The 13,012-nt window shown below is 73.9% G+C and carries 11 protein-coding genes and 1 pseudogene; 9 read left to right on the plus strand and 3 right to left on the minus strand.

Translation table 11 applies throughout. The annotated features are described in order from the left end of the window. The first annotated feature begins 2 nt into the window (after positions 1-2). From F6X68_RS11290 to F6X68_RS11315, 6 genes are all read left to right on the plus strand, one after another. A complete protein-coding gene (locus tag F6X68_RS11290; protein ID WP_151454226.1) occupies positions 3-368 on the plus strand; it encodes a YciI family protein in 366 nt (121 codons plus the stop codon). Positions 369-700: 332 nt separating this feature from the next. Next, positions 701-2,491: an N-acetylglutaminylglutamine amidotransferase gene (locus tag F6X68_RS11295; RefSeq protein ID WP_151454227.1), complete on the plus strand. Its 1,791-nt coding sequence runs from the start codon at positions 701-703 to the stop codon at positions 2,489-2,491. After that, the gene (gene ngg / locus F6X68_RS11300; RefSeq protein ID WP_151454228.1) at positions 2,488-4,302 is read left to right on the plus strand and encodes an N-acetylglutaminylglutamine synthetase; all 1,815 of its coding nucleotides are present in this window, start codon (positions 2,488-2,490) and stop codon (positions 4,300-4,302) included. Before F6X68_RS11295 ends, ngg begins: the two co-directional genes overlap by 4 nt. Further along, the gene (locus F6X68_RS11305; protein WP_151454229.1) at positions 4,299-5,483 is read left to right on the plus strand and encodes an osmoprotectant NAGGN system M42 family peptidase; all 1,185 of its coding nucleotides are present in this window, start codon (positions 4,299-4,301) and stop codon (positions 5,481-5,483) included. Before ngg ends, F6X68_RS11305 begins: the two co-directional genes overlap by 4 nt. A gap of 348 nt (positions 5,484-5,831) precedes the next feature. Continuing rightward, positions 5,832-6,761: a ribonuclease Z gene (locus F6X68_RS11310; protein WP_151454230.1), complete on the plus strand. Its 930-nt coding sequence runs from the start codon at positions 5,832-5,834 to the stop codon at positions 6,759-6,761. Further along, the gene (locus F6X68_RS11315; protein WP_151454231.1) at positions 6,758-7,267 is read left to right on the plus strand and encodes a GNAT family N-acetyltransferase; all 510 of its coding nucleotides are present in this window, start codon (positions 6,758-6,760) and stop codon (positions 7,265-7,267) included. The genes F6X68_RS11310 and F6X68_RS11315 overlap by 4 nt, the downstream gene beginning before the upstream one ends. A 94-nt stretch (positions 7,268-7,361) precedes the next feature. Here F6X68_RS11315 and F6X68_RS11320 read toward each other — a convergent pair whose 3' ends face one another. Together F6X68_RS11320 and F6X68_RS11325 are read right to left on the minus strand one after the other, a co-directional pair. Beyond that, a complete protein-coding gene (locus F6X68_RS11320) occupies positions 7,362-8,732 on the minus strand; it encodes a cystathionine beta-synthase (protein WP_151454232.1) in 1,371 nt (456 codons plus the stop codon). A gap of 77 nt (positions 8,733-8,809) precedes the next feature. Continuing rightward, a complete protein-coding gene (locus F6X68_RS11325) occupies positions 8,810-9,166 on the minus strand; it encodes a YkvA family protein (protein WP_101414212.1) in 357 nt (118 codons plus the stop codon). A gap of 148 nt (positions 9,167-9,314) precedes the next feature. On the opposite strand from F6X68_RS11325, the pseudogene F6X68_RS11330 reads away from it, so the two are divergent. The 3 genes and pseudogenes from F6X68_RS11330 to F6X68_RS11340 form a co-directional block, all read left to right on the plus strand. Continuing rightward, a pseudogene (locus tag F6X68_RS11330) lies at positions 9,315-10,375 on the plus strand (SGNH/GDSL hydrolase family protein); the annotation flags it as partial. Further along, positions 10,364-11,167: an SGNH/GDSL hydrolase family protein gene (locus F6X68_RS11335; RefSeq protein ID WP_132233462.1), complete on the plus strand. Its 804-nt coding sequence runs from the start codon at positions 10,364-10,366 to the stop codon at positions 11,165-11,167. The pseudogene F6X68_RS11330 and the gene F6X68_RS11335, both read left to right, overlap by 12 nt. A gap of 93 nt (positions 11,168-11,260) precedes the next feature. Next, positions 11,261-12,523 carry an acetyl-CoA C-acetyltransferase gene (locus F6X68_RS11340; RefSeq protein WP_132233460.1) on the plus strand — a complete coding sequence of 421 codons (1,263 nt, stop codon included), beginning with the start codon at positions 11,261-11,263 and terminating at the stop codon, positions 12,521-12,523. 188 nt (positions 12,524-12,711) lie between these two features. Here the strand turns inward: F6X68_RS11340 and F6X68_RS11345 are convergent. Continuing rightward, a partial coding sequence (locus F6X68_RS11345; RefSeq protein ID WP_370518935.1) for a hypothetical protein occupies positions 12,712-13,012 on the minus strand: 301 nt, incomplete at its 5' end.

Here is a 13,012-nt window from a genome sequence, read left to right on the forward strand (position 1 = left end):
ACATGGCCGAGTACCTCATCTACTTCAACCAGCAGTGGGTGGGTGACCACACTGAGGAGTGGTTCCGCGCGCGGGGGCCACTCGCCATGGCGGTCGTGGAAGAGATGAAGGCGGCCGGGGCGTACGTGTTCGCCGGGGGCCTGGAGGAAGGGGACACCCCCGTCTTCAGTGCCGACGCCACGAGCGGCTCATTGGTGTTCACCGACGGGCCCTACGTCGAGACCAAGGAGTGGCTGGGCGGGCTGACCGTGGTGGACGTGGCCGACGTGGAAACGGCCCGGATGTGGGCCGGCAGGCTCGCGGAAGCATGCGGCTGGCCCCAGGAGGTCCGACGGTTCGGCCACATCCCGCAACCCGGTGACGAGTGAGTGGGGAGTCGACACGGCGACCACGGCCCGAACGGGCTGAGCTGCCCGGTCGGCGTCGCCCGCACCTCGGGCTGAACCCCGCTCGGGGCCGGACCACCGGCACCGTCACGGAGGCCGGCGCGGCACCTGTCGCGCCGGCCTCGGCGCTTCCGAGACTGAGCAATCGATCACATCCGCCGCCGGGCGGAAACCGCCCCATCCGCCACTCCTGACGCGGTCCGCCACCGGAGCCGACACGTGCTGTGACGGAATCGTGCAGTGTAGCAAAACTTCAAAAAACTGTTATCAGCTCAACGGGCAATCCTCGTAGCCCTCTGGCAGCATTGCCTGGCATGTGCGGACTTGCGGGAGAGTTCCGCCGTGACGGCTCACGCGCCGACGTGGCAGCGGTGGAGCGCATGGCGGCCACGATGAGCGACCGGGGGCCCGACGACAGCGGCGTCTGGGCCCAGGGCCCGACGGCCCTCGGACACCGCCGCCTGAAGATCATCGACCTCTCCGCCGCGAGCGGGCAACCGCTGGTCGACCCCGGTGCGGGACTGACCGGCGTCTTCAACGGGTGCATCTACAACTACCGCGAGCTGCGCGAGGAACTCCAGGCCAAGGGCCACCGGTTCTTCTCCTCCGGCGACAGCGAGGTCGTGCTCAAGGCGTACGCCGAGTGGGGGCTCGACTTCGTCGACCACCTGATCGGCATGTTCGCCGTGGCGATCAGCGAGCGGGACACCGGCCGGCTGGTGCTGGCCCGGGACCGGCTCGGCATCAAGCCGCTCTACCTGGCCGAGACGCCCGGCGCGGTGCGCTTCGCCAGCACCCTGCCCGCGCTGCTGGCCGGGGGCGGCGTCGACACCGGCATCGACCCGGTCGCGCTCGCGCACTACCTGAGCTTCCACAGCATCGTGCCGCCGCCGCGCACCATCCTGCGCGGCGTCACCAAGCTGCCCCCGGCGACCGTACGGGTCTACGAGGCGGACGGCCGCACCTCCGAGCGGGTCTACTGGGACCCGTCCTTCACCCGCTCCGTCGAGCGGGCCGGCTGGTCCGAGAAGGACTGGCAGGACGCCCTGCTGGAGTCGCTGACCACGGCCGTACGGCGGCGGATGGTCGCCGACGTGCCGGTCGGCGTGCTGCTCTCCGGCGGGCTGGACTCCAGCCTGGTGGTCGCCCTGCTCGCCGGCGAGGGCCAGCGCGGGCTGTCCACCTTCTCGATCGGCTTCGACGCGGTCGGCGGCCGGGAGGGCGACGAGTTCCGCTACTCCGACCTCGTCGCGAAGACGTTCGACACCGACCACCACCAGATCCGGGTGGCCGCCGCCGACCTGGTGCCGCCGCTGGAGGCGGCCGTCGCCGCGATGTCCGAGCCGATGGTCAGCCACGACTGCGTGGCGTTCTACCTGCTCAGCGAGGTGGTGTCGCAGCACGTCAAGGTCGTCCAGTCCGGCCAGGGCGCGGACGAGATCCTCGGCGGCTACCACTGGTACCCGCCGCTCGCCCGGGTCGGCCGGGACCGGGCGCTCGACACGTACGCCGGGGCCTTCTTCGACCGGGACGCGGCCGGGCTGGCCCGGGTGCTGAACCCGGCCTGGCTGACCGACGGCGACCCGGCGCGGGAGTTCGTGGCCGCGCACCTCGGCCGCGCCGGGGCGGAGACCGCCGTCGACGCCGGCCTGCGGATCGACACCCAGGTCATGCTGACCGACGACCCGGTCAAGCGGGTGGACAACATGACGATGGCGCACGGGCTGGAGGCCCGCGTGCCGTTCCTCGACCACGAGTTCGTCGAGCTCGCCGCGAGCTGCCCGCCGGAGCTGAAGCTGGCCCAGGGCGGCAAGGGCGTGCTCAAGGAGATCGGCCGCCGGGTGCTGCCGCACGAGGTCATCGACCGGCCGAAGGGCTACTTCCCCGTACCCGGCCTCACCCACCTGGAGGGCAAGCTCCTCGACCGGGTACGCGACGCGCTCTCCGCGCCCGAGGCCCGCCGCCGCGACCTGTTCCGCGCCGACTACGTCGACGCCCTGCTCGCCGACCCGAACGCCGAACTGACCCCGTTGAACGGAAACAAGCTGTGGCAACTCGGACTCCTGGAAATGTGGCTCCAGAGCCACGGAATCGACTCACCGTGACCGACACCCTGGCGACCGGCGCGGCCCGGACCGACCGGTCGCGCAACAGCCGACGACGGGAGCGGGTGGGCCCCGGCGGCGACCCGATGGCGCCGGAGCCGGCGGAGCCGCCGACCCGGGAGGGCGACACCGACGTGGTGCTGGACTGCGGCTGGGGGCGGCTCGTCTTCGGGCAGACCTTCGTCGACCAGGCCGCCGTCGCCGCCGTGCTGCGCTCCGAGGCCGCCGGTTCCCGGGACATCTGCATCTACCTGCGCGACCCGCACGTGCTGGTGTCCCGGCTGCCCGACGAGCTGTTCATCGACCCGTCGCTGACCTACCGGCTGCCGCTCGACGGTGACCGTCCGACCGGCGACGGCGACGTGCCGGGGCTGACCATCCGCCCGCTGGCCGACGCCGCCGACGCGGACGCGGTCAACCGGATCTACGCCCGCAACGGCATGGTCACCGCCGGGGTCGACGTGCTCGTCGCCAACGCGCGCACCGACCGGTTCCTGCACCTGGTCGCCGAGGACGCCACCGGCGAGATCGTCGGCACCATCACCGGCGTCGACCACGTCGCGGTCTTCGACGACCCGGAGAACGGCGCCAGCCTGTGGTGCCTCACCGTCGACTTCAACACCGCGCCGCCGGGCACCGGCCAGGCGCTGATCACCGCGCTGGCCGCCCGGCTGGTCGAGCGGGGCCGGGCGTACGTGGACCTGTCCGTGCTCGCCGAGAACGGCGGGGCGATCCGGCTCTACGAGCGGCTCGGCTTCTACCGGACGGCGACGCTCTGTGTGAAGCGGAAGAACCCGATCAACGAGCGGCTCTTCCTGCCCGCCATGCCCGAGGGGTACGACCAGCTCAACCCGTACGCCAGGATCGTCGCCGACGAGGCGATGCGGCGCGGCATCCGGGTGGAAGTCACCGACCCCGCCTGGGGTGAGCTGCGGCTGAGCAGCGGCGGGCGGACCGTGCTGACCCGCGAGTCGCTGTCGGAGCTGACCTCGGCGGTGGCGATGAGCCGCTGCGACGACAAGCGGGTCACCCGCCGGATCCTCACCGAGGCGGGGCTCTCCGTGCCGCGCGGCCGGACCGCCACCGGCGGCGAGGACGACGTCGCCTTCCTCGCCGAGGTCGGCCGGGTGGTGGTGAAGCCGGCGCGCGGCGAGCAGGGCAACGGCATCACGGTGGGCGTACGCACTCCCGAGGCGCTGGCCGCCGCCGTCGAGTTGGCCGCCCGGTTCTGCCCCGACGTGCTGATCGAGGAGATGCGCGCCGGCGAGGACCTGCGCGTCGTCGTCATCGACCACGAGGTGGTGGCCGCCGCCGTCCGGCGCCCCGCCTCGATCACCGGCGACGGGGTGCACGACATCGCCGAGCTGATCGAGCGGCAGAGCCGCCGTCGGGCCGCCGCCACCGGTGGCGAGTCCCGCATCCCGCTCGACGACATGACCCGCGACGTGCTCGCCGAGGCCGGCCACGAGCTGCACGACGTGCTGCCCGAGGGGCAGGTGCTGGCCGTACGCCGGACCGCGAACCTGCACACCGGCGGCACCATCCACGACGTCACCGCCGAGCTGCACCCCGCGATCGCCGAGGCGTGTGTGGCGGCCAGCCGGGCGCTGGACATCCCGGTCACCGGGCTGGACCTGCTGGTCGGCGCCCCGGACCACCCGGAGCACGTGTTCATCGAGGCCAACGAGCGGCCCGGCCTGGCCAACCACGAACCGCAGCCGACCGCCGAGCGCTTCGTGGACCTGCTCTTCCCCGGCACCCGGGCGCCGCAGCGGCTCTGGACCCCGGCCGGCCCGGGAGGTGCCGCGTGAGCCCGAGGCCCCTGGAGATCGACCTGGACTACCTGCGCCAGGTGCTGGTGGAGCTGCTGGAGATCCCGAGCCCGTCGGGGCGTACGGACCACGTGCAGCAGTACGTCGGCGAGCGGCTCTCCGCGCTCGGCATCCCCTCCACGCTGACCCGCCGCGGCGCGCTGAGCGCCTGCCTGCCCGGCCCCCGCTCGACGGGCGCCGACCGGGCGATCGTGGTGCACACCGACACCATCGGCGGCATGGTGAAGCGGCTGAAGGAGAACGGCCGGCTGGAGCTGAAGACGATCGGTACGCACAGCGCCCGGTTCGCCGAGGGCGCGCACGTGCGGATCTTCACCGACGACCTGGAGCGGGTGATCACCGGCCAGGTGCTGCCGCTCAAGGCCAGCGGCCACCGCTACAACGACGACGTGGACCTCCAGGGCGTCGGCTGGCAGCACGTCGAGGTCCGGGTCGACGAGCCGGTCGAGGACATCGCCGGACTGCGCGCCCTCGGCATCGACGCGGGCGACTTCGTGGCGTTCCTGCCGAACCCGACGATCACCCCCAGCGGGTACGTCAAGTCCCGGCACCTGGACGACAAGGCCGGCGTGGCGGCGGTCCTCACCGCCCTCAAGGCGATGGTCGACGCCGGCGTACGCCCGGCGGTCACCGCGCACCTGCTGGTCACCGTGACCGAGGAGATCGGGCACGGGGCGTCGCACGGGCTCGACCCCGACGTGGCGGAGATCGTCTCCGTGGACGCCGCGGTGGTGGCGCCCGGCCAGCAGTCCCGCGAGGACGCGGCCACGCTGGCCATGGGCGACGGCGTGGGCCCGTTCGACTACCACCTGACCCGCAACCTGGCCTCGATCGCCGCCGAGCACGGGGTGGACCTGGTCCGGGACGTCTTCGAGTACTACCGCTCGGACGTGGCGGCGGCGGTGGAGGCCGGCGCGCACGCCCGGGTGGCGCTGCTCGGCTTCGGCGTGGACGCCACCCACGGGCACGAGCGCACCCACCTGGAGGGCCTGCGCCAGCTCACCCAGCTGCTCTGCCTCTACCTCCAGAGCGACCTGGTCTTCCCCGAGTGGGACGCCGAGCCGGAGGGCGACCTGGCCGACTTCCCGTCGCTGGCCGTGCAGCCGGCCAGCGAGGAGGGCCCCCGCGAGGGCCCGATCGGCATCGCCGAGAACACCTGAGCGCCGGCCCGCCATTCCCCGGCGCTGTGTGATCGAAATCCGTTGCCGGCGGCGCGCGGGCTGGATAGCGTGGCGGTACACGGGAAAGGAGGTGGTCCAGACTTGTATAGCAATCGGACTCGTGAGGTGGCTGTCCGCTAGCCGCTGTCCTCGACAGTGAAACCGTCCGCCGCGAGGCGGGCAACACAGCACCATCGTCGAGACCGTGTGGCAGCGGTGCGGCGAAACCACGACAGCCACCCGACCCCCGGGGTGCCGGCCCAGTCCAGCCGGCCCGTGCGCGAGCACGGAAGCCCCGGGGGTCGACCCTTTCCGCAGGCCGGTTGGCCGACGCAGCCGGAGGTCACCGTGTCGATGCGCGAGCTGGTGGTGCTCGGGACGGCCAGCCAGGCCCCCACCCGGCAGCGCAACCACAACGGGTACGTGCTGCGCTGGGACGGCGAGGTGATCCTCTTCGACCCGGGCGAGGGCAGCCAGCGGCAGCTCCTGCACACCACGGTCACCGCCACCGACCTGACCCGGATCTGCGTCACCCACTTCCACGGCGACCACTGCCTCGGCCTGCCCGGCACCATCCAGCGGCTCTCCCTCGACCGGGTGCCGCACCCGGTGGCGGTGCACTTCCCGGCCGGCGGCGCGGAATACTTCGCGCGGCTGCGGCACGCCGCCAGCTTCCACGAGACCGCCGAGCTGCGCGTCGAGCCCATCGAGTCCGACGGGCAGCGCATCACGCTGGGCGTCGGCACGCTGGAGGCCCGCCGGCTGCGGCACCCGATCGAGACGTACGGCTACCGCCTCGTCGAGCCGGACGGCTGCCGGATGCTGCCGGAGCGGCTGGCCGCGTACGGCATCGCCGGGCCGGCGGTCGGGGAGCTGATCCGCGTCGGCCACCTCGACGTCGACGGGCGCCGCGTCACCCGCGACGAGGTGAGCGTGCCCCGGCCCGGACAGCGGTTCGCCTTCGTCATGGACACCGGCCTCTGCGACGGGGTGTACGCCCTCGCCGAGCACGCCGACCTGCTGGTCATCGAGTCGACGTTCCTCGACTCGGAGGCCGCGCTGGCCGCCGAGGTCGGGCACCTCACGGCGGGCCAGGCCGCGCGGGTGGCGGCCGAGTCGGGCGTACGCCGGCTCGTGCTCACCCACTTCTCCCAGCGGTACGCCGACCCGGCCCGCTTCGCCGACGAGGCCCGCGCGCACTTCGACGGCGACCTGGTGATCGCCGAGGACCTGACGACCGTGCAGGTTCCGCCCCGGCGGGTAGCCTCGGCCGGGTGACGGTCACCCTGCGCCCCGCCACCGTCGACGACCTGATGGCGGTGGGCGCGCTGCACCAGCGTTCCCGGGTCGCCGCCTACGCGTCCTTCCTGCCGGCGCGGGCGCTGGCCGACCCGACGCCCGAGGCGATGGGCGCGTACTGGACCGAGCGGTGGACGTGGGAGCGGGACGAGCACCGGATGACGGTGGCCGAGCGCGCCGGCCGGCTGGTCGGCTTCAGCTATCTCGGCCCGGACGACGAGGGCGACCCGGTGACCGGCCTGCTCAACGCCATCCACCTCGAACCCGCCGAACGCGGCCGGGGCACCGGGCGCACCCTGATGGTCGATGCCCTGGACGCCATGCGCGCCCGCGGCTGGTCCCGCGCGGTCCTCTGGGTGCTGCGGGACAACGCGCACGCCCGGCGCTTCTACGAGCGCGGCGGCTGGACCCCCACCGGCACCGAACGCGACGAGCACATCGGCCCGGCGGTCACGTCCCAGCTCCGGTACGCCCGAGGGCTCTGAGCGAGGGTGTGCCTGCCCTCCGGCGCGGCCGCGGCAGGCACGGCGAGGGCCCCTCCCCGGGCGGGGAAGGGCCCTCGTGCGGACGTCGTCCGGGTCAGCGGGCGCCGAGGTGGGCCAGCAGGTCCTGCCGGGTGAGGACGCCCTTCGGCTTGCCGTCGACCAGCACCAGGGCGGCGTCGGACTTCTCCAGGAGGCCGACCGCCTCGCTCACCGGCTGCCCGCCGCCGATCATCGGCAGCGGCTCGGCCATGTGCCGCTCGATGGTGTCGTGCAGGTGCGCCTGGCCGGTGAAGAGCGCGTCGAGCAGGTCCTTCTCGGCGATCGAGCCGGCCACCTCGCCGGTCACCACCGGGGGCTCGGCCTTGAGTACCGGGAGCTGCGAGACGCCGTACTCGCGCATGTAGTCGATCGCGTCGCGGACCGTCTCGGTCGGGTGCACGTGCACCAGCTCGGGCAGGCCGCCCGGCTTGCCGGCGAGCGCGTGGGCGACCGTCGGCTCGGTGCCCGAGTTGTCCAGGAAGCCGTACCGGGCCATCCAGGTGTCGTTGAAGATCTTGGACAGGTAGCCCTTGCCGCTGTCCGGCAGCAGCACCACGACCACGTCGTCCGGGCCGGCCTTGCGGGCCACCTCCAGGGCGGCCACGACGGCCATCCCGCAGGAGCCGCCGACCAGCAGCCCCTCCTCGCGCGCCAACCGCCGGGTCATCTCGAAGGACGCCTTGTCGGAGACCTCGATGATCTCGTCGGCGACACCCCGGTCGTACGTCTCCGGCCAGAAGTCCTCGCCGACACCCTCGACCAGGTACGGCCGGCCGGTGCCGCCGGAGTAGACGGAACCCTCCGGGTCGGCGCCGACGACCTTGACCCGCCCCTCCGACGCCTCCTTCAGGTAGCGCCCGATGCCGGAGATGGTGCCGCCGGTGCCGACGCCCGCCACGAAGTGGGTGAGCTCGCCCCCGGTCTGCTCCCACAGCTCAGGGCCGGTGGTCTCGTAGTGCGAGCGCGGGTTGGCCGGGTTGCTGTACTGGTTGGGCTTCCACGCGCCGGGGATCTCCCGGGCCAGCCGGTCGGAGACGTTGTAGTAGGAGCGCGGGTCCTCCGGCGCGACGGCGGTCGGGCAGACCACCACCTCCGCGCCGTACGCGCGCAGCACGTCCTGCTTGTCCTGGCTGACCTTGTCGGGGCAGACGAAGACGCACCTGTAGCCCCGCAGTTGCGCCACCAGCGCCAGCCCGACGCCGGTGTTTCCGCTGGTCGGCTCGACGATCGTGCCGCCCGGCTGGAGGATGCCCGCCTTCTCCGCGTCCTCCACCATCCGCAGCGCGATCCGGTCCTTCACCGAGCCGCCCGGGTTGAGGTACTCCACCTTCGCCAGCACGGTGGCCTGGATCCCGGCCGTGACGTTGCGCAGCCGTACCAGCGGGGTGTTGCCGATCAGCTCGACGACGTTGTCGTAGTACCGCACCTCGTTGTGCCCTTCTCCTCCGGCGCCGCCGGCGGCGGCCGGGCAGACGTCTTCTCGACGCCCCAGGGTACGTGGGTTCAGGACGCCACGTGTCCGGGGATCACCGAGCTGCGCCGGGCCTCCCACTCCAGGAACCGCTCGGTCTCGGCCAGCACGCTGCCGGCCAGCCAGGTCACCATGACCGCGTCGTCGGCCAGCCCGAAGATCGCCAGCGGGATCTCGGGAAGCAGGTCGACCGGCGAGACGATGTACGCCGTCGCCGCGGTCATCAGGGCCAGCCGCAGGCCGCCGTCGTACTCCCCCCGGGTGGTGGCCCGGATCATCCGCGGCAGCGCGCCAAGCCGCGCCCCGAGCGACGGCCCGCCCCGCGACCCGGCCGCGAGTGCCCGGGCCAGCGCGCTGAACGCCGCCGTGCGCTTCAATGTCTTCCCCATGTTCGGCCCCTCTCCACGTGCCAGGGTGGCGTGCCCGCGCAACCGTCCCCCGGTCACCCGTACAGGTACCCAGGAGCGTCGCCTTCCAGGCACCCGCGAGCCGACACGACGACAGCGGTGTGTCGTGCCGGCGCGATAATGTCGCTGTATGGGGGTCGCTGGTTCCGTCGTCCCGGTTGGTCAGCGCTGGCAGCGCGCCCGGCAGGTCGCCCGCCTCGCGGCGATCGGCACGGGCGCCACCGCCGCGGCCGTGGTGGCGACCGGCGGCGTGCTCCTCGGGCAGGCCCGGCAGGCCCGCCGCACGATCCCGATGGCCGAGGCGCCCCCGCCGCGCTGCGACGGCGTCTACGGCGCGAAGCTGCCCGGCCCGCCGGTCACCGTCGTCGTGCTCGGCGACTCGTCGGCCGCCGGCTACGGCGTGCACCGCCGCCGGGAGACGCCCGGCGCCCTGCTCGCCACCGGGCTGTCCCGCCGCCTGCAACGCCCCGTCCGGCTGCACCGCTTCGCCGTGGTGGGCGCCATCTCGGCGGTGCTGCGGCACCAGGTGGAGGCGGCGCTGGAGTGCCAGCCCGACGTCGCGGTGATCCTGATCGGCGGCAACGACGTGACCAACCGCGCACCGTTCGCCCTGGCGGTGCGCTACCTGGTCGACGCGGTCCGCACGCTGCGCGCGGCCGGCTGCGAGGTGGTCGTCGGCACCTGCCCCGACCTGGGCGCGATCCGGCCGATCCAGCCGCCGCTGCGGTGGCTGGCCCGGCACTGGAGCCGGCAGCTCGCCGCCGCCCAGACGGTGGCCGTGGTCGAGGCCGGCGGCTGGACGGTCTCCCTCGGCGACCTGCTCGGTCCCCGGTTCACGGCGGAGCCGACCCGGATGTTCGCCTGGGACCGTTTCCACCCCTCGGCGGAGGGCTACGCGATGGCCGCCGCCGCCCTGCTGCCGACCGTGCTGTCCGCGCTCGGTGCGGGGCAGGAACGCCGCCCGACCCTCGTCCGGGACGAGGGCGTGCGCTCGCTGCCGCAGGCCGCCCAGGAGGCGGCCCGCCACGCGGGCACCGAGGTCAGCGGCACCCGGGTCAGGGGGCGCGAGCGCGGCCCCGCCGGCCGGTGGGCGCAACTGCGCCGACGGGCCTTCTTCGGTGTCGGCGCGGCGCCGCAGCCCAGCCCCGCCGCCGACTCACCCACACTGGAGGGACTGGCATGAGCGAGCGCTTCATCCCCTCGGGGCTCGCCAATCGACTGGGCCGGGCGGCGACGCTCAGCCTCATCGCCGGCACGGTCGGCGGCGCCGCCGTCCTCGCCGGTCAGGCCTTCGCCGCCCGGCACCGCCGGTACGCCCAGCCGGAGCTGGCGCTCGCCCTGCGCGCCACGGTCGGGCGGGCCGACGCGCCGCCGCTGCGCCTGGTGCTGCTCGGCGACTCGTCCGCCCTCGGCGTCGGGGTCGGCCGCCTCGACGAGACCATCGGCGGGCAGCTGGCCAACCTGCTCGCCGAGGGCCCGAGCGGTCGCCGGGTGCACCTGTCCAGCGTCGGCGTCTCCGGCTCACGCTCGACCGACCTGGCCACCCAGGTGGCCCGGGCGCTGCTCGGCGAGCGCCCCGACGTGGCGGTGATCCTGATCGGGGCGAACGACGCCACCACCCTGCGTCGCCCGGTGGAGGCCGCCGCCTACCTCGGGGCGGCCGTGCACCGGCTCCGCGAGGCCCGGGTGGAGGTGGTCGTCGGCACGTGCCCCGACCTGGGCGCCGTACGCGCCATCGCGCCGCCGCTGCGCAACGTGGTCGGCTGGTCGGGGCGGCGGGTGGCCCGCGCCCAGGCGGCGGCGGTGCTCGACGCCGGCGGCACGGTGGTCGACCTGGCCACCGAGACCGGCGCCGTGTTCCGGGCCGACGCCGGGACGCTGTGCCACGACGGCTACCACCCCTCCGCCGACGGCTACCGGGTCTGGGCGCACGCCCTGCTGCCGGCCGTCGCCGCCGCCGCGGCGGTCGCCTCCCGGCAGTGACCCGCCGGCCGTCCCCGCTGTCCCGCCGGGCGTGACATTTCCCGGCCGGCGGGCAGCTTCCGCCCGAAGTTACCGACGGGTTAACGTTGGTTCATGCCGACTGAGTCGTCCCGCGACGCCGTCATCGTCGCCACCGCCCGCTCCCCCATCGGCCGGGCACACAAGGGTTCCCTGCGCGACGTCCGCCCGGACGACCTCGCCGCGACCATCGTGCGGGCCGCCCTGGACAAGGTTCCCCAGCTCGACCCGACCGAGATCGACGACCTCTACCTGGGGTGCGGTCTGCCCGGCGGCGAGCAGGGCTTCAACATGGCCCGGGTGGTCGCCACCCTGATGGGCCTGGACACCCTGCCCGGCGCGACGCTCACCCGCTACTGCGCGTCGTCGCTGCAGACCACCCGGATGGCGATGCACGCGATCCGGGCCGGCGAGGGCGACGTGTTCGTCTCCGCCGGCGTGGAGACCGTCTCCCGGTACGCCCGCGGCAACTCCGACGGGCTGCCGAAGGAGGCGCAGGCGCTGGTCGGCGGCGGCTGGGAGAACCCGCGCTTCGCCGCCGCGGCCGAGCGTTCCAAGGCCCGCGCGCAGGGCGGGGCCCCGGTCTGGACCGACCCGCGCGAGGCCGGCGAGCTGCCGGACATCTACCTGACCATGGGGCAGACCGCCGAGAACCTGGCCCAGGTGTACGACGTGACCCGCGCCGACATGGACGAGTTCGGCGTACGCAGCCAGAACCTCGCCGAGAAGGCCATCGCCGACGGCTTCTGGGCCCGGGAGATCACCCCGGTCACCACGCCGGACGGCACGGTGGTCGGCACCGACGACGGCCCGCGCGCTGGGGTCACCCTGGAGGGCGTCTCCGGGCTGAAGCCGGTGTTCCGTCCGGACGGTCGCATCACCGCCGGCAACTGCTGCCCGCTGAACGACGGCGCCGCCGCCGTGGTGATCATGAGCGCCCAGCGGGCCAGGGACCTCGGCATCACGCCGCTGGCCCGGATCGTCTCCACCGGCGTGACCGCCCTCTCGCCGGAGATCATGGGCCTCGGCCCGGTCGAGGCCACCCGGCAGGCGCTCAAGCGGGCCGGCATGACCATCGACGACGTCGACCTGGTGGAGATCAACGAGGCGTTCGCCGCGCAGGTGATCCCCTCGTACCGCCAGCTCGGCATCCCGCTCGAGAAGCTGAACGTCGCCGGTGGCGCGATCGCCGTTGGGCACCCGTTCGGCATGACCGGCGCCCGGATCACCGGCACCCTGCTCAACGCCCTGGACTGGCACGACAAGACGATCGGCCTGGAGACCATGTGCGTGGGCGGCGGCCAGGGCATGGCCATGGTCGTCGAGCGCCTGAGCTGAGCGGACGGCGCCACCACAGGCTGCCCGGCCGGGCGCCGGGGTCGTCCCGAGCGGACCTCGCCGCCCGGCCGGAGCCCGGACGCGGTCGTCGGTCATGGTGAATTCCGGCGGGCTGTGGGTCGCCGTCACCCCTGGAGAGGGTCGCGGGTCGCCGTCACCCTTAGAGAGCGTCGCGGGTTGCCGTCGCCCTAGAGAACGTCGCGGGTCGCCGTCACCTCGGCGGCGGCCCGCGCCAGCACCTCCGGCGGCGCGGCGGCGGCGACCAGGTCGGCGGCCACCACCCGGAGCTGGTCGGGCAGCGCCAGGTCGTTGTCGAGCCGGGGCACCGTCCGCCGGGGTCCGCCCTCGACGTCGGCGGCCAGGTTGGCGATCTCCTGCACCAGCCGGTGCACGAGATCGGCGCGGGACACGTTGCCACCGGCGGCCGTGGCCGCCCAGCGGGGCTGCTGCCAGTGCCCGACCTGGCGCACCAACAACTCCACCGCCCGC

This window comes from Micromonospora sp. AMSO12t (assembly GCF_008806585.1).
Lineage (GTDB): Bacteria > Actinomycetota > Actinomycetes > Mycobacteriales > Micromonosporaceae > Micromonospora > Micromonospora reichwaldensis.